The organism is Morganella morganii H1r, assembly GCF_000633515.1.
Taxonomy (GTDB): Bacteria; Pseudomonadota; Gammaproteobacteria; order Enterobacterales; family Enterobacteriaceae; genus Morganella; species Morganella morganii_B.
This window is the reverse complement of the sequence record NZ_AYMP01000006.1, coordinates 195,198-211,927: the sequence shown is the minus strand read 5'-3', so window position 1 is coordinate 211,927 and position 16,730 is coordinate 195,198. Positions and strand designations below refer to the sequence as shown.

The 16,730-nt window shown below is 53.4% G+C and carries 19 protein-coding genes; 10 read left to right on the top strand and 9 right to left on the bottom strand.

The window, feature by feature from the left end:
- Window positions 1–6 precede the first annotated feature (6 nt).
- The 9 genes from fliJ (at window position 7) to fliR (ending at window position 6,195) form a co-directional block, all read left to right on the top strand.
- On the top strand, window positions 7–450 hold the full coding sequence (gene fliJ, locus U868_RS0104250; protein ID WP_025152201.1) for a flagellar export protein FliJ: 444 nt from the start codon (window positions 7–9) through the stop codon (window positions 448–450).
- Window positions 435–1,817: a flagellar hook-length control protein FliK gene (locus tag U868_RS0104245; RefSeq protein WP_240182655.1), complete on the top strand. Its 1,383-nt coding sequence runs from the start codon at window positions 435–437 to the stop codon at window positions 1,815–1,817. The genes fliJ and U868_RS0104245 overlap by 16 nt, the downstream gene beginning before the upstream one ends.
- Window positions 1,818–1,981: 164 nt before the next feature.
- Complete coding sequence (gene fliL, locus U868_RS0104240) at window positions 1,982–2,467, top strand: flagellar basal body-associated protein FliL (RefSeq protein WP_025152199.1); 486 nt, start codon at window positions 1,982–1,984, stop codon at window positions 2,465–2,467.
- Window positions 2,468–2,472: 5 nt separating this feature from the next.
- Window positions 2,473–3,486 (top strand): flagellar motor switch protein FliM, encoded by a 1,014-nt coding sequence (gene fliM, locus U868_RS0104235; RefSeq protein WP_025152198.1) that lies wholly within the window; start codon window positions 2,473–2,475, stop codon window positions 3,484–3,486.
- Window positions 3,479–3,889 carry a flagellar motor switch protein FliN gene (fliN, locus tag U868_RS0104230; RefSeq protein ID WP_025152197.1) on the top strand — a complete coding sequence of 137 codons (411 nt, stop codon included), beginning with the start codon at window positions 3,479–3,481 and terminating at the stop codon, window positions 3,887–3,889. The genes fliM and fliN overlap by 8 nt, the downstream gene beginning before the upstream one ends.
- 1 nt (window position 3,890) lies before the next feature.
- Window positions 3,891–4,358 carry a flagellar biosynthetic protein FliO gene (fliO, locus tag U868_RS0104225; protein WP_025152196.1) on the top strand — a complete coding sequence of 156 codons (468 nt, stop codon included), beginning with the start codon at window positions 3,891–3,893 and terminating at the stop codon, window positions 4,356–4,358.
- A gap of 8 nt (window positions 4,359–4,366) precedes the next feature.
- Entirely contained in the window at window positions 4,367–5,107 is a 741-nt protein-coding gene (fliP, locus tag U868_RS0104220) for a flagellar type III secretion system pore protein FliP (RefSeq protein ID WP_029990644.1), read from the top strand.
- A gap of 29 nt (window positions 5,108–5,136) precedes the next feature.
- Entirely contained in the window at window positions 5,137–5,406 is a 270-nt protein-coding gene (gene fliQ / locus U868_RS0104215; RefSeq protein ID WP_025152194.1) for a flagellar biosynthesis protein FliQ, read from the top strand.
- Between the two features lie 3 nt (window positions 5,407–5,409).
- Window positions 5,410–6,195: a flagellar biosynthetic protein FliR gene (gene fliR / locus U868_RS0104210; protein WP_004236824.1), complete on the top strand. Its 786-nt coding sequence runs from the start codon at window positions 5,410–5,412 to the stop codon at window positions 6,193–6,195.
- 161 nt (window positions 6,196–6,356) lie between these two features.
- On the opposite strand, the gene U868_RS0104200 is transcribed toward fliR, so the two are convergent.
- Window positions 6,357–7,094 carry an SDR family NAD(P)-dependent oxidoreductase gene (locus U868_RS0104200; RefSeq protein ID WP_025152193.1) on the bottom strand — a complete coding sequence of 246 codons (738 nt, stop codon included), beginning with the start codon at window positions 7,092–7,094 and terminating at the stop codon, window positions 6,357–6,359.
- Window positions 7,095–7,206: 112 nt separating this feature from the next.
- On the opposite strand from U868_RS0104200, the gene U868_RS0104195 reads away from it, so the two are divergent.
- Entirely contained in the window at window positions 7,207–8,160 is a 954-nt protein-coding gene (locus U868_RS0104195) for a LysR family transcriptional regulator (RefSeq protein ID WP_025152192.1), read from the top strand.
- Window positions 8,161–8,228: 68 nt separating this feature from the next.
- On the opposite strand, the gene flgL is transcribed toward U868_RS0104195, so the two are convergent.
- The 8 genes from flgL to flgE all read right to left on the bottom strand — a co-directional run bounded on the left by flgL (window position 8,229) and on the right by flgE (window position 16,710).
- Window positions 8,229–9,176 (bottom strand): flagellar hook-associated protein FlgL, encoded by a 948-nt coding sequence (flgL, locus tag U868_RS0104190; protein WP_025152191.1) that lies wholly within the window; start codon window positions 9,174–9,176, stop codon window positions 8,229–8,231.
- A gap of 24 nt (window positions 9,177–9,200) precedes the next feature.
- Window positions 9,201–10,841 (bottom strand): flagellar hook-associated protein FlgK, encoded by a 1,641-nt coding sequence (gene flgK / locus U868_RS0104185; protein ID WP_025152190.1) that lies wholly within the window; start codon window positions 10,839–10,841, stop codon window positions 9,201–9,203.
- Between the two features lie 149 nt (window positions 10,842–10,990).
- The gene (gene flgJ, locus U868_RS0104180) at window positions 10,991–11,968 is read right to left on the bottom strand and encodes a flagellar assembly peptidoglycan hydrolase FlgJ (RefSeq protein ID WP_025152189.1); all 978 of its coding nucleotides are present in this window, start codon (window positions 11,966–11,968) and stop codon (window positions 10,991–10,993) included.
- Entirely contained in the window at window positions 11,968–13,074 is a 1,107-nt protein-coding gene (locus U868_RS0104175) for a flagellar basal body P-ring protein FlgI (RefSeq protein WP_025152188.1), read from the bottom strand. Before U868_RS0104175 ends, flgJ begins: the two co-directional genes overlap by 1 nt.
- Window positions 13,075–13,091: 17 nt before the next feature.
- Window positions 13,092–13,841, bottom strand: a complete 750-nt coding sequence (locus tag U868_RS0104170; protein ID WP_025152187.1) for a flagellar basal body L-ring protein FlgH — start codon at window positions 13,839–13,841, stop codon at window positions 13,092–13,094.
- Window positions 13,842–13,916: 75 nt separating this feature from the next.
- Complete coding sequence (flgG, locus tag U868_RS0104165; RefSeq protein ID WP_004236835.1) at window positions 13,917–14,699, bottom strand: flagellar basal-body rod protein FlgG; 783 nt, start codon at window positions 14,697–14,699, stop codon at window positions 13,917–13,919.
- 19 nt (window positions 14,700–14,718) lie between these two features.
- Window positions 14,719–15,474, bottom strand: a complete 756-nt coding sequence (locus U868_RS0104160) for a flagellar basal body rod protein FlgF (protein WP_025152186.1) — start codon at window positions 15,472–15,474, stop codon at window positions 14,719–14,721.
- Between the two features lie 21 nt (window positions 15,475–15,495).
- Entirely contained in the window at window positions 15,496–16,710 is a 1,215-nt protein-coding gene (gene flgE / locus U868_RS0104155) for a flagellar hook protein FlgE (protein WP_025152185.1), read from the bottom strand.
- Between the last annotated feature and the right edge of the window lie 20 nt (window positions 16,711–16,730).

Genomic DNA, 16,730 nt, shown 5'->3' with positions numbered 1-16,730 from the left:
TCGTCAATGTCAAATACGCATGCACTCACCACATTGTTAAATTTAGCTGAAGAAGCCGCCGAAGAGGCGGCTAAAGTGCTGGCGCAGGTGCGTCAGACCCACACACAGATGAGTCAGCAGCTGACCATGCTGGAAAATTATCAGGCCGATTACCGGCAGAAGCTGAATCAGACACTGTATAGCGGAATGGCCGCCGATAAGTGGCAGAACTATCAGCAGTTTCTGGTCACCCTCGAACTGACCATTGAACAGCAGCAGGGTCAGCTGAACCTGTGGGAGCAGCGTGTCAGTGATGCCAACCGTCACTGGCAGGAAAAACAGCAGCGCGTCAATGCCTTCGATACCCTGATCCGCCGTGCGGATCATGCAAAAAATCAACGACAAAACCGGCTGGAGCAAAAGCAGATGGATGAATTTGCCCAGCGCACGACTTTATGGAGAACCCGTTAATGGATGTCAACGCCGGTAGCAAAGCAGTCAGTTCAGCTGACAATACACTGAATAAACAGGGATCCCCGCGTGCGGAAGATGCACAGGCAACCGTCCTGCCGTTTCAGGCGGTGATGGATGCACAGCAGCCGCGCCCGGAAAAACCGGCACAGGCGGTACATGCGGTGAAACAAACCCGCAATGACACTGCCGCGCATAAACAGGCCGCAGAGGGTAAAACGGTCTCCGCACAGGAAAAACAGACCGGTGCCGACACCATGGCACAGCTGAATTTCTCCCGCCGCCTTGCCGGGGATACAGCCTCACCGGCGCTGGATGCAAAATTGCTGACCACCGGGGATGATGCACCTGCATTACCGCAGACAGACGGTGACGCTGACAATACCCTGCTCGCGGCACTGAAAGAACGCCTGACCGGGAAGGAAAGCAACGCATCGGATAAAGCGGCCGCAGACACAAAACTGCATATTGATGACAACGGAAAAAACAGCGCCAAAACCACAGAACTGCCGCAGGACACGCTGACGACGACCGGTGATAAGCCTCTGCTTACGGATGAAAATAACGATGCCCGCACCCTGTTTGTTGATGACAAGTCCAAACCGCGTGTGGATCAGCCGCGTTTTTCACTGACCGATACCCAAAAACCGGATCAGAAAGCCCTGCCGGATGATTTTTTACCGCTGAATAAGAAACCCGCTGACACTTCCGTGCCGTTATCACTGACTTCCGCCGCCGATACCGGCAGCGCGGATAACAGCAAAAGCGCATTCAGCATCAAAACAGAAAGCAGCGCCTTTCAGACGATAACCGCGCCGGGCAGCCATACTGCCGTGCAGAGCCCGGCGCTGATGCCGGCAGCGGCACAAGGCACCGCCGCGCAGACCAATGCGCCGGTGGCTCAGCCTGCCATGCAGCTGACCGCGCAGCTCGGCAGCGAACTGTGGCAGCAGCAGGTCAGCCGGAATATGATCTATTTCTCCCGCCAGGGATTACAGCAGGCACAGCTGCGTCTGCATCCGGAAGAGCTGGGCTCGCTGAATATCCATCTTAAAATTGAGGATAATCAGGCGGTGATGCACTTTGTCTCCCCGCACAGCCATGTCCGCGCGGCGATGGAGTCCATGATGCCGGTGCTGCGCAACGCCCTTCAGGAGAGCGGAATTCACCTGGCGCAAAGCTCTGTCGGGCAGGAGTATCACGGTAATCAGCAAGGCTCCGGTGATGATCGTCACAGCGGCGGCAGTGCTGACAGTATTGTTTCCGCCGGCAGTATCAGCGGCGTGAATATCAGCACCGATAACCTTGTCCGCCCGGCGGCACTTCATGACGCCCGCGCCCGCGGCGGGATCGATACCTTCGCCTGATCCCTGTGCATAACGGCGGTACAGGCGACTAAAGCCCCGAGTTACCGCCTTTTTGCTTCGTTTTTCCTCCCTTTAGTCCTTCAGAAGCACGCCATAATGGACGGGCTTACAGAGTATGAACCCCCTGCCGGGGTTCGCTATCAAGAAATAGGAATTCAGTTAACATGTCGTCTTCACGCAATGCCTCAAAAGGTTCCAATACCGGGTTACTGGTTATCTTTGCCCTGATTGCCCTCGCAGGAGCAGGTTTCGGGGGGTACAGCTGGTGGTCTTCTCAGCAGGACACCACCACTGCCGGTACCGCAGACGAAAAACGGGCCAATATGCCTGAGCCTATCTTTATGGGCATTGAACCGTTTACCGTGAATCTTCCCGGTATGAACAACGGCCGTGATCGTGTGCTGTATATTGATATGACACTGCGTCTGGCCAACGAGCGTTCCCGCAAACAACTCCATGAATATCTGCCGGAAGTCCGCAGCCGCCTGTTACTTTTGCTCTCTCAGCAGTCCCCGCAGACGCTCAGTACCCATGACGGCAAACTTCAGCTGATGAAGGCAGTGAAAACCACCTTAGCGCCGACCGTGGTACAGGGACAGCCGGATCAGGAAATTTCGGATGTGTTATTCACCACCTTTATTCTCCGGTAAAACTGATGAGCGATAATATTTTATCTCAGGCAGAGATAGACGCGCTGCTCAATGGTGACTCGCCGTCAGAGCCGCAGCCTGCCGACACAGCACTCAATAAACGTAAGGACAACGTCCGTCCTTATGATCCGAATACCCAGCGCCGCGTTATCCGCGAGCGTATGCAGTCCCTGGAAATTATTAACGAGCGTTTTGCCCGCCAGTTCCGCATGGGGCTGTTCAACATGCTGCGCCGCAGTCCTGATATTACGGTCGGTGGTATCAAAATTGAACCTTATCATGAGTTTGCCCGTAATCTGCCGGTACCGACCAACCTGAACCTTGTGCATATGCCGCCGCTGCGCGGAACCGCACTGTTCACCTTTGAACCGGCACTGGTTTATATCGCTGTCGATAACCTGTTCGGCGGGGACGGCCGTTTTCCGGTCCGTTCCGAAGGCAAAGAATTTACCAACACCGAACAGCGCATTATCCACCGCATGCTGAAACTGGCACTGAACGCCTACCGCGATGCCTGGAAGCCGATTGCCGAAGTCGACGTGGAATATGTACGTTCCGAAATGCAGGTGAAATTCACCAATATCACCACCTCCCCCAACGATATCGTGGTCACCACCTCCTTCCTGGTGGAGATCGGCAATACCGTGGGTGAGCTGAGTATCTGTATTCCGATCGCCATGATTGAACCTGTCCGTGAACGGCTGATTAACCCGCCGATAGAGCACGGCCACCAGGAAAATGAAGCCTGGGTGTCCAGCCTGGTAACCCAGGTGAAACACTCCGAACTGGAGCTGGTGGCGAATTTCGCTGAAGTCCCGCTGCGGATTTCAAAATTACTGCAACTGCAGAAAGGGGATGTAATTCCGGTGGAGAAGCCGGATCGCCTGATCGTCAGTGTGGACGGCGTACCGGTACTGACCAGTCAGTACGGCACCCGCGACGGCCAGTATGCATTGCGTGTGGAACATTTGATTAATCCTGTATTAAACACTCTGGACGAGGAAAAAACCAATGAGTGAGGCGAACAACACTCCTGATATGAACCCGGAACACGATGGCGAGTCTCTGTGGGCAGAGGCAATGGAACAACAAAAAAAAGCAGAAACCGGGACCAGTCAGGCGTTTGATAATCTCGACAGCCAGAATCCGCTGAATCAGCTGTCTGATATCAATCTGATTATGGATATCCCTGTCCGTCTCTCTGTCGAACTGGGCCGGACAAAAATGACCATCAAGAAGCTGCTGAGTTTATCCCAGGGCTCCGTGGTGGCACTGGACGGACTGGCCGGTGAACCGCTGGATATTCTGATCAACGGCTATCTGATTGCCCAGGGTGAAGTGGTGGTGGTCTCCGATAATTACGGGATCCGCATCACCGATATTATCACCCCGTCTGAACGTATGCGCCGCCTGAGCCGCTGATATGACACCGACCGCATCCGGTACCCCCGTTTTACCGGCCGCAGAAAAAACGGCAGACCATGCCGTTTTTTCTTCCGTGACCCTGCCGCCGCCCGCGGCCGGTTCTCAGGCGATTAACAGCACAGACAGTCTGCTTCAGGTGTCCGGCGCCCTCAGCGGCATTATTCTGCTGATCCTGGGGCTGACCTGGCTTGTCCGCAAATTCGGCTTTACCGCAAAACTGGCCGGTAAAAACCCGCTGCTGCGTATCAGAAGCACCTGTTCTCTGGGAAACAAAGAACGGCTGGTGGTGGCGGAAATTCAGGGCGAATGGCTGGTACTGGGAGTGACCGCGCAGTCGGTGAATCTTCTGCACCGCTGTCCGGCTGACCCGGCAGCGGTGACCGATGCCCCTTCCGCCTTTCAGGCACTGCTGAAAACCAAACGTACCGCCAATAACGATGCGGTACCGGCTGACGAACCACGCTGAGATTTCTCATGATGTCATTGCTCAAACGCACCCTTCCCGCACTCGCTCTGTTTCTGCTGGTTCCGCAGGCACAGGCTTCACTGCCGGGGGTTGTCAGCCATGTGCTGCCGGACGGCGGCCAGAGCTGGTCTCTGCCGGTTCAGACCCTGCTGTTTCTGACATTGCTGGGCTTTATCCCTGCTCTGCTGCTGATGACCACCAGTTTTACCCGCATCATTATTGTGCTGGGCCTATTACGCAACGCCCTCGGCACACCGTCGGCACCACCAAACCAGGTACTGCTCGGGCTGGCGCTGTTTCTGACGTTTTTTGTGATGTCACCGGTGTTCGATAAAGTCTACGACGATGCTTACCGTCCGTTCAGTGAAGACAAGATCAGTCTGGAAACGGCACTGGATCGCGGTACCGCGCCGCTGCGCACCTTTATGCTCGGCCAGACACGCGAAAACGACCTGGCACTGTTTGCCCATATCGCCAAAGTGGGTGAAATTCAGGAGGCCAAAGATGTGCCGATGCGCATTCTGATCCCGGCTTTTATCACCAGCGAACTGAAAACCGCCTTCCAGATTGGTTTCACGCTGTTTATTCCGTTCCTGATTATTGACCTCGTGGTGGCCAGTGTACTGATGGCACTCGGGATGATGATGGTACCGCCTGCCACGGTTTCCCTGCCCTTTAAGCTGATGCTTTTTGTGCTGGTGGATGGCTGGCAGTTGCTGCTCGGTTCGTTATCACAAAGCTTTTTTTAGTCGGAAGATAATATGAGTCAGGAGAGAGTATGACACCGGAATCCGTAATGGCGCTGGGCACCGAAGCCATGAAAATCGCCCTGATGCTGGCCGCCCCGCTGCTGCTGGCGGCGCTGGCAGCCGGTCTGCTGATCAGTCTGTTACAGGCGGCGACCCAGGTGAATGAAATGACCCTGTCATTCATTCCGAAAATTCTGTCTGTTATCAGTGTGATTGTGATTGCCGGTCCGTGGATGCTGAATCTGCTCACGGATTATATGCGCGCACTGTTAACCAATCTGCCATTTATTATCGGCTGATTTATGTTAAGTATCACCAGTGAAACACTGACACTGTGGCTGAGCCAGGGATTTTACCCGTTTATCCGGGTGCTGGCACTGCTGGGTACCGCGCCGTTTTTCAATGAAAAGCAGTCGATCAGCAAGGTGCGGGTGATGCTGGCCTTTTTCACGGTTCTGATTGTATCCCCGCAGCTGCCGGTGGTGAATATCCCGCTGTTTTCCGCTCCCGGTCTGTGGGTGATTTTACAGCAGGTGGTGATTGGTGTGGCGATGGGGCTGACCATGCAGATGGCATTTGCCGCCGTCCGCCATGCGGGGGAAGTGATCGGTCTTCAGATGGGTTTATCCTTCGCCACCTTCTTTGACCCGAGCGGCGGGCCGAACATGCCGATTCTGGCTCGTATTCTGAACCTGATTACTCTGCTGCTGTTTCTCGCGTTTGACGGGCACCTGTGGCTTATCCACATTGTGATAAGTTCGTTTGATCTTATCCCGGTGCAGGTCACCCCGCTTAACCGTGAAGGATTCCGTATGCTGGTACAGTCGGCTAACCATATCTTTCTCAACGGATTAATGCTGGCGCTGCCGTTTATCACCCTGTTTCTGATTCTTAACCTGGCGTTAGGTATTCTGAACCGGATGACGCCGCAGCTGTCTGTTTTTGTGGTGGGATTCCCGCTGACGCTGACTGTCGGTATCAGTATGCTGGGTCTGATCATTTCCGTTCTGCCGGGCTTTACCGAGCGCGTGATTCATCAGGCGTTTGAGCAGCTCTCACTGATCTTTAATCTGTTTGCCTCGCCGTAACCGGTTTTCACACATTTCCGGTGTCATAACAGTATAAATATTCTTATATACCGGAAATAAAAAACCGGTAATCACCGAGAAAGTGATTACCGGATCCGGTAATGGCGTACAAATGAATATTGCTGTGTATAATCCGGAAAACGACTTGAGAAATAACACGGTTACCAGTTTCCTGCTGAATAGCCTCCGTCAACCGGCATAACAGTGCCGTTAATATAATCAGACTTCAGCAGAAAACGAATACTTTCTATAATATCATTAATGGTTCCGACTTTATCCGCCGGAGAGACTAAATTAATAAAATCCTGATTAAGTGCTGTATTCAGCGGGGATTCAATATATCCCGGTGCCACGGCATTAACACGGATATTTTTCTTCGCGTACTCCAGCGCCAGTGCTCTGACCAGCCCGTGCACACCTTCCTTTGCCAGAACACTCAGTGCGGCCGGTATTTTCTGTGACGGCTGCAGGGCAATACAGGAGGTTACCACGATAATTTTACCACCGTGATTTTTCAACATGTTTTTAATCGCCAATTGACTCAGATTAAATAAACTATAAATATTACTGTTTATTAAATGCATGAAATCATCCGGCGTCGTTTTTTCATAATTTTTGCTGAGAAAAGCACCGGAATTATGGATAATAATATCGATATTTCCGAAATGAATAATCCCCTGTTGTATCAGTTGCCCGGCGAAATCAGCACAATGGCTTTCACCGGTCACGGGCAGAAATGCGGCTTTATTATCCAGTTCCTGTAAAAAATGTTGCTTGTTTTCATCACTGCTGAATATACCAATCACGTTATAATTTTCATCAAGCAGTGTTCTGACTAATGCTTTCCCCAGACAACTTTCTGCATCAGTGATGATGGCAGTTCGCTGTTGTGGTTTCATAAATAGCCTGTAATTATGATTTAATACCTGTAATTGATGTAAATTATTATATTTCTTCGCTGCGTGAAATAAACTACTCTGATATCACTTCATTACCAACCTGAGGTTAATAATGCCACGCCATTTTGATGACCTGATGCTGGGAACCCTGGAGCTGTTTTGCTGTGCCGCAGAACTGAAAAGCTTTACCGGCGCTGCCAAAGCCATGAATATTTCACCGGCGGCGGTCAGTAAAACCATTTTACGGCTGGAGCAGAAGCTCGGCAGTACCCTGTTTCTGCGTTCCACACGGCATATCCGCCTGACAGAAGCCGGTGAACAGTATCTCGGTTACTGCAAAACCGCATTACAGGCCATGTACACCGCCGAAGAAACGCTGCTGGATATGCGTACCATCCCGGCCGGGAAAATCCGCGTCAGCCTGCCGAATGACTATGCGTACCGCAAGGTGTTTCCGCTGGTGCCGAAATTCCGCCATCGTTACCCACAGATTGAGGTCAATTTCCATCTGCGCTTCCGTATTCTGAGCCAGGAAACCACTGAGTGTGATGTGGTGGTCACCAGCTGGATTGACCGGCTGCCGGACTGGATTGCCACCAAAACGGATTATGCCCGGTTCTGGATCCTGGCCTCACCGGACTATCTGAAACATGCGCCGCCGCTGAACACCCCGGATGATCTGGTGCATCATAACTGCCTCCAGATGCATCTGCCGGAGCATACCCGCCCGCTGCCGTGGCCGCTGGTGATCAATAATGAGGTTGTGCATGTTGAAACCACCGGCGATATGGCTTTTTTTGAGGATGTGATGGCAGCCTATTATATGGCGGTTGACGGTAACGGCCCGGCAATGATGCACGATTTTATTGCCCGTAAGGCGGTGGAGAGCGGAAAACTGGTGCGGGTGCTGGAAGATTACGCCAATGTCTCACACATCTATTACCTGGCCTGTCCGGCGGATGCCCGCCATTCACCGCGTATCCGTGCTTTTATGGATTTTCTGGCTGAAGAACTGAAACCGGAAGGGAATTTTCCGGATCACTGGGTTATAGCCCCGGTACGCTGACCGGTGCCCGGCACAAAAAAGGCCATCGCAATGACGGCCAAAGGAATTCAGTACTGCATCCGGATAGTTTAACGACTGAACAGCGACATGCTGTTGAGATCCTTAAAGATATCCTGTGAGGCCTGAAACAGCGCCATTTCTTTTTGATAATCCGATACCGTGCTGGTCCAGTCAGTGTCGACCAGGCCACTCAGACGGCTTTCATTCTGGATTTTACGGGTTTGGGAGAGGAAATCCAGGCTGTCGATCTCCTGTAACTGTAAGCCCTGTTTCGCTTCAATATTGGAGATTTTATCCATCCCGGCTTTCACACCGCGGTTTGCTTCATCCATCCCGGCTTTGGCTTTGTCCAGATCAGCCTGTGAGGCATTCTGCTGAGGAATTTTCAGTGCTTCCAGGCCTTTGTTGATCGCGGTGAACATATCAGCGACTTTTTCACCTTTCGCGTTTGTCGTGGTGGCGAATACCTCCGAACCGGCGAAGTAGCTGGTCATTTCACGATCACTGCCCACGTTCTGGGTAATGGATTTATCGCCGCCTTTGTAAAGCACATCACCGGTCGTTGCATCCACTTCAAACGGCGGGGTGTCTGATTCATAACCGCCGAAAATATAACGGCCATTACCATCAGTCGTATTGCCCAGCGACACCAGCTGATCTTTCAGACCCTGCAACTGTTCTGCCAGTGAGGCACGGTCGTTATCGCTGAGTGAGCCCTGGTTGGAGGCCTGAATAATCGTGGTATCCATCTGTGTGGAAACGCTGTTCATCTGCGTCAGAATACTCATCTGCAGTGTCATCCCGGTTTTGGCATACCCGCGTGTGGAAGCATACTGCTGATTACGGTTCTCAGACTGAGTGACACGCACCGCCTGCGCGGACGCCTGCGGGTCATCAGACGGTTTACTGACACGTTTACCGGAAGCCAGTTTACTGCCCGCTTCCATCCAGCGGGCCGTGGCATTGTTCATATCCGACACACGCTGACTGAACATTAAATTGGTGCTGAAACGCATGATAATTTCCTTCTTAACTCAAAATCAGAATGCACGCATCAGAACGTTGAATAATTCATCAACGGTTGACAGCACTTTGGCGTTGGCATTAAAAAACTGCTGCATTTTCTGCATCTGCACACTTTCTTCGTTGGTGTTAACACCGGAGATGCCCTGCTGCTGCTCATAGAAGCTGACGGTCAGTTTGTTCTGCACTTCAGAATCAATCTGTGCCTGGCTGGCTTTGCTGCCCACTTCATTCACCACGGAGGCATAGAAATCAGACAGCGTGGATGTGCCGCCGACCAGTTTCTGATCCTGCAGTTTTACCAGCTCTTTGATGTTTTCATTGTTGCTGGCGCCACCGGTGCTGTCTGCCGCCGCAAAATCCGCCGCATTTGTCACCAGCGTGTTCAGGCCGCCGATCACATTATCCACCGGCTTGAGCAGGAATTTGTCACCGGCCTGTGCCGTGTTATTACTGATTTTAATATCCATACCATCAAAACTTAATGTTCCGGAGGTGGCATCAAAATTCGCATTCACGGCCGTACCTTCCGGTAATTTGGTCACATTCCAGTTTGTGCCGTCATAACTGACATCGTAGTTATTACCGGTGACTTTGGAGACATCATTGTATTTGATATCAAAATCAGCTTTGCCTTTGTTGTGGGTATTGCTGACCACACTCCCGCTGCCGACAGCAAAGAAATCTTTGTTGGTCTGACCGTTGGCATCATAACCTTTGCGGTGAACCTCATTGAATTTCTCCGCGAAAACCAGCGCCATCTGGTTCAGTTTTTGTCTTGCCGGGTCGATAATTTCACGGCGTGAACGCAGAACGCCGCTCAGTTCACCGCCGCGGATCTGGTCATCTTTGATTTCACGGACATTACCGGCAGAATCCACAAAACCGATGCTCAGACGGCTGTCATCCGCTCCGGAGGCCACCGCTTCCAGGCGGTTGGCGCGTCCGCCGGTCACCAGAGGCAGACCATTGGCGAACGAGACGTTGAAATTGCCGTTCTGCTCGATCACTTTGATGCCGATAACTGAATTAAGCTCATTCACCAGACGATCACGCACATCCAGCAAATCATTCGGCTCTGCACCGTTCACCGCGCGGGAGTTGCTGATCTGCTCATTCAGCTTGGCAATTTTTTCTGCATAGGTATTGATATCTCTGACTTTATTATCAATCTGATGGTTAACGTCACTGTCCATCTCACGCAGACGGCGGTCAGCTTCCTTCAGCTGGCTGACCATGGTTTTGGCTTTGCCGAGGAACACATCCACCAGCGTTTTGTCACTGGCATCACTGGCAGCTTCGTCCAGTGACGTGAAGAAACTGCCCAGCATGCCGGCAATATCATCGGTGCTGTTGGATAACAGGTCATCCACCCCGGAGGCATTTTTCATGAATGCTTCGTAGTCGCCGCTGCGGGAACGTGCATTGTTATACTGCATGTTGACGAACTCATCGAACTCACGGCGGACATGGCTGAAATAGGTGCCGTTGCCGAAATAGCCGTTGGTTGTCATGGTGCCCGGGTTTTCACCGAATACCGCGCTCTGACGGTGATAATAACCCACCCCGGCGTTGGCCAGGTTGTTGGAAATAACACTCAGCCCGCCCTGGGCCGCGTTAATTCCGCTTAATGCGTTATTCATTACATTATTCAGCATGTGCTTTTCCTTTCTCTGGCGACTGCTTTCCCGGCGACTTACTGAAAATGCAGCGCAGATAGCATCCGTTTAAAATTATGTCTTACCTTGTTATCGGAAAGACGGCGCAAAAATTTAGTGTTAACTGCATTTTTTTACGCCGGAAATAATCAGAAAATGTCACTCAAATCGAGGGTGTACGCCTGAACCGCCCGTGAGGCGACCGGCGCGGCTGCCGGGGTACCGCGGATTTGATTAATGAGGACAATCAGTTTGCCGGAATATCCCGGGTCGGTGGCGTATCCGGCCTTGTGCAGACGCTGTGCCGCCTGCTCCGGGCTGGCCGCCTGTTTCACACCGTGATAACGCGGATTTTCGGTCAGCAAACGGGTGTAATCAGCAATCGCTTCTTCATAAGAGCCGTAAACCCGGAAGTTATCCCGCATTTTGACCGTCTTGCCGTTGATAACCTCGGTGGTCATGATATTGGTGACCGGCCCTTCCCAGCCTTTCCCGGCTTTGATACCAAACAGGTTATGACTGTTTTTGCCGTCAGCGGTCAGGATCTCCCGCTTACCCCAGCCACTTTCCAGCGCTGCCTGTGCCAGGATCAGCAGATGATGTACGCCGCTTTTCTGAGATGCGGCTTTCGCCGGTTCTGTCAGTTTGGCAATGAAATTCTGACTGTTAAGCCCCAGTTCGCGCACTTTTTTCAGCGGTGAACTCAGCACATCCCCTGCTGAACTGAATTTCCGCATCAGCTGCGCCATGGCCTGCTGCGGCATCGATTGGATCACCGTGGCATCATCCAGCGCCATCATTGACGAACGCAGCGGCAGATCCGGTTCATTCTCCGCAGAAAGCTGCTTAAACATCATATCGCCGAAGCCCAGCCCCTTTTCTGACAGGTTCTGGGCTATCTGCTGGTCATACATGCTGGTCAGCATCCGGGTCTGGTCGCTGGAGAACAATCCGTCCTGCGGCAATGCCGCGCGCATGCTTTTCAGCATCATCTGAACAAAGGTCGCCTCCAGTTGCTGCGTCACCTGACGCAGCCCCTCCTGCGGTTTTTCATTCAGCTGCTGTTTCAGGCTGCCCAGCGACTGCACATCGTAGGCCGCGCTCTGCATCAACTGTATGTCGCTCATCAGATGATCTCCAGCTTCGCCCGCAGACAACCGGCACTTTCCATCGCCTGTAAAATCGACATCAGGTCAGTCGGTGTGGCCCCTAATGTATTGAGCGCCTGAATCACCTGGTTAAGATTCGCCCCGGCATTCACTTTTTTCAGGGTGCCATCCTGCTCGCGGATGCCGACATTGGTATTGCGGGTCACAACGGTCTGACCACCGGCAAACGGCGTGTCCGGCTGGCTGACCTGCGTCTGGCGATCGACCGTCACCGCCAGGCTGCCGTGGGCAACCGCACAACTGTCAAGCGTCACTGTCCGGTTAATCACAACAGAGCCGGTGCGGGAGTTCAGGATAACTTTGGCTTCATTCTGCGGCGGACGGATATTCAGATCCTGCACCCGCGCCAGGAAACGCACCTGATCACTGCTGCTCTGCGGTACCCGTAACTGTACGGTGCGGGAATCCAGCGGCGTTGCGGTACCAAAACCGTTCATGCGGTTCACCGCATCACTGATATCCTGCGCCAGCGCAAAACTGTCTTCATTCAGCTGGAGATTAATCACGCCGCTCTGACCGAATGCGCCCGGCAGTTCACGCTCAATCGTCGCCCCGCCGCTGATCCGGCCACCGGCCAGCTGGTTCACTTTGACACTGCTGCCCCCGGCACTGACACCGGCACCGCCGACCAGAATATTGCCCTGCGCCAGCGCATACACCTGACCATCCACGCCTTTCAGCGGGGTCATCAGCAGTGTGCCGCCGCGCAGGCTTTTGGCGTTACCCATCGAGGACACCACCACGTCAATTGCCTGACCGGAACGGGCAAACGGCGGCATTTTGGCGGTGACCATCACCGCCGCCACGTTTTTCAGCTGCATATTGGTGCCCGGCGGGACGGTGATCCCCATCTGCGACAGCATGTTATTCAGACTCTGCGTGGTAAACGGCGTCTGCATGGTCTGGTCACCGGTACCGTCGAGGCCGACAATCAGCCCGTAACCAATCAGCGCATTCTCACGCACGCCCTGTACGGTGGTCAGATCCTTAATCCGCTCACTGTGTGCGGGGAGACTCGCCACACCTAAAACCGCAATCAGCAGGCCGGTCAGTACTTTTTTCATTCTCACTTTACCTCTGCTCAGTACGGTGACACATTCAGGAAGAAACCCTGTAACCAGCCCATATTCTGCGATTCATTGATATAGCCGTCGCCAACGTACTCAATACGGGCGTCCGCCACCTGAGTGGAGCTGACACTGTTATCCGCGCCGATAGTGCGCGGATTGACCACCCCGGAAAAGCGGATAGATTCCGTGCCCTGGTTGATGGCGATCCGTTTTTCACCCACCACATGCAGGTTACCGTTTGCCAGCAACTGATCGACCGTGACCGTAATCGTGCCTTTAAAGGTGTTCTGGGCATTGGCACCACCTTTGCCGGTAAACTCGCTGTTGCCTTTTACGTCCAGTTCCGTGTTACCGCCGCCGAGCCAGCCCTGCATAAAGCCGGGCAGAATAGCGGCGAGAAAACCGGTTTTCCCGGCACGGTTGGCATTGGCGGAAGAGTTTTTGCTGGCGCTGACGTTTTCCTGCAGATTGATGGTGAGGATATCGCCGACGTTACGCGGACGTCTGTCCTCAAACAGCGGCTGGTAGCCGTAGTAGGCAGGCTGCGCACTCTGAAAAATAGCACCGTTCGCGGCCGGGGCAGTCGGTGCGACCGGCAGCGCGGTGGTATGGGTATCCACCAGCGGTTTGGGTTTGATGTAAGCACAGCCGCTGAGTGATACGGCAAGCACTGCCGCTGTCACCAGTCCGCGCCCGCAAACAGAAGTGGCAGGAGAACTCGCGCAATCCTGCTGCCGTGGAACAATGCCGCTTTCAGTCATCTTAATACTCTTGCTGTTCTGTGCGTGTCTCAGTAAAAAGCCCCGGCGGCGATCACCTCAGCGCCGGGACGGGGATTACAGTTGTGTCAGACGCTGTAACATCTGATCAGAGGCGGAAACGGCCTTACTGTTGATTTCGTACGCACGCTGCGTCTGGATCATATTGACCAGTTCTTCCGCCACGTTGACGTTTGAGGTTTCCACCATGCCCTGATACAGACGGCCTGCGCCGTTGGTTTCAGGGGCACTTTCTGTCGGTGCGCCGGAGCTGGCGGTTTCCATGTAGAGGTTTTCGCCGATGCTTTCCAGACCCGCATCGTTGATGAAGGTGGTCAGGGTGATTTGCCCTATCTGCTGCGGCTGGCTCTCACCGTACATGGTGACAGACACGGTACCGTCACGGCCGATTTCCATCTTCTGCGCCCCTTCCGGGATCATAATGGCCGGGACAATCTGATAACCGGATGAGGTCACCAGCTGACCGTTCTGATCCGGATGCAATGAACCGTCACGGGTATAGGCATCAGAGCCGTCCGGCATCTGGACATGGATAAAACCCTGTCCGCTGATGGCGATATCGGTCGAGGTACCTGTTTTATTCAGCGCCCCCTGGGCATGAATACGGGTGGTCGCCACCGGACGCACACCGGTACCCAGCTGAAGGCCGGTCGGCAGAGAAGTCTGTTCGGAGCTCATGGCACCCGGCTGGCGGATGTTCTGATACAGCAGATCTTCAAACACCGCACGCTGGCGTTTAAAACCGTTGGTGCTGACGTTGGCCAGGTTGTTGGAAATAACATCCAGGTTCGTCTGCTGGGCTTCAAGCCCGGTTTTGGCAATCCATAATGAACGGATCATGATAATTCCTTACTGAATATTAACTCACCGCAAGCAGCTGATTGGCCCGCTGGGCATTTTCATCCGCGCTGTGAACCACTTTCATCTGCATTTCGAAATGACGCGCATTGGCAATCATTTCCACCATCGCCTGGGCCGGGTTGACGTTACTGCCTTCCAGCACACCGGACGATACTTTGCCGCGTTCACTCAGCGGCAGTTCGTTACCATTGGCATTACGCGCTGCCGCCGTAAGATGAAACAGCCCGTCCTCGCCGCGCAGCACATCCTGCGGCTTCGCTTCCACCACTTTCAGGCGTCCGATCTGGCCGAGCATGGTCGGCGGATCGGTCGGGATCAGCGCGGTGATCGTACCGTCACCACCGATGGTCAGTTCTGCGTGCGGCGGTACATCAATTGCCCCGCCGTCACCCTGCAGAAGGTGTTCACCCAGCATCAGCTGACCGTCCGCTGAAATCTGAATGCTGCCGTTACGGGTATAGGCTTCTTCACCGCCCGGCAGTGCCACCGCCAGGAAATGGCCCTCATTCAGCGCCACATCCATCTGACGACCGGTGTAGTTCAGCGGTCCCGGAGTCATGTCCGCCCCGGGGGTCGAAGAGACCACCAGTGTCCGGGTCTGCTCTGTATCACCGTTTACCGGCACAGCCCGCATGGCGGATAACTGTGCCTTAAACCCGGATGTTGAGACGTTGGCAATGTTGTTCGAGACAATGGCCTGATTTTCCAGCGCATGCTTAGCGCCGCCCATTGCCGTATAAATGACGTGATCCATGGCCACCTTCTGTCTTTATGCTTAACGTAAGTTAACCAGCGTCTGCAGCATCTGATCCTGCGTTTTGATGGTCTGCGAGTTGGATTGATAGTTACGCTGCATCACAATCATGTTGATCAGCTCCTGACTCATATCCACGTTGGAGGCTTCCACCGCACCGCCGGTCAGGTTACCGAACTGCCCGGTACCCGGAACGCCGTCCATCGGGTTACCGGAGGCATTAGTGGCTTTCCAGACGTTACCGCCCTGGGATGCCAGACCGTTATTGTTGGCAAAGGAAGAGAGTGCGATTTTACCGACAGTCCGCTTCTGCTGATTGGAATAGCTGGCGGTGATGGTGCCGTCATTCTCAATTTTGAAGCTGGTGTATTCACCGGACTGATAGCCATCAATGTCGATTTTGCTGACTGATGACTCAGTGACTTTCTGCTGACGGGTTTTGTTGAAACTCAGGTCAATCGTGCCGTTATTTGCACCGTTTAAGCCGGTATAGTTGAATTTAAAGTCCGCGGTACCTATTAATTTACCGTTACCGTCAAATTCCATATTGCCCAGATCCTGAACAGCCGCTGTTTTATCACTGCTGTCTTTGGCTTTGACCGTCCATTTGTTATCAGCGGTTTTGATAAAGTAAACCGCGACCTCATGGGTATTCCCCTGGCTGTCATAAGTGGTCATGGTGGTGCTGAAGTTGTAGCTGTCCGGATTATCAGGATCAAAGGTGGTCACTGACGGTACTTTGTCATCCGAGTTCAGGTTCATGGTTAATTCACCTTTGGCGGATGCTCTGGCGTCCATCATATCGGTCGGGATATTCAGAGGCTGCGGTACACCGCCGGTCTGGATAGTGGTGTTACCGTCAGCATCCTGACCCGCCGGGAAGCCGGTGACCATCATGCCCTGGTTGTTGACCAGGTTACCGCTCTTGTCACGGTGGAATTCACCGTCACGGCTGTAAACCACATCACCGTTACCATCCAGCAGACGGAAAAAACCGTTACCGGAAATCGCCACATCAGTGGCACGGTCAGTACGGGTGATAGCACCGTCTTTGAAGTTCTGGGAAACCGCCGCAACGTTAACCCCGAGACCGACACCGGAACCGGCAAACATATCAGCAAAAGAAGCATGCGCCCCTTTAAAGCCGTTGGTTGCGGAGTTGGCAATGTTGTTACCGATCGAATCAAGACCGGATGAAGCGGCATTCAGGCCGCTGACTGCTTGTGAAAAAGACATGTCACCTCCATGACAATTGG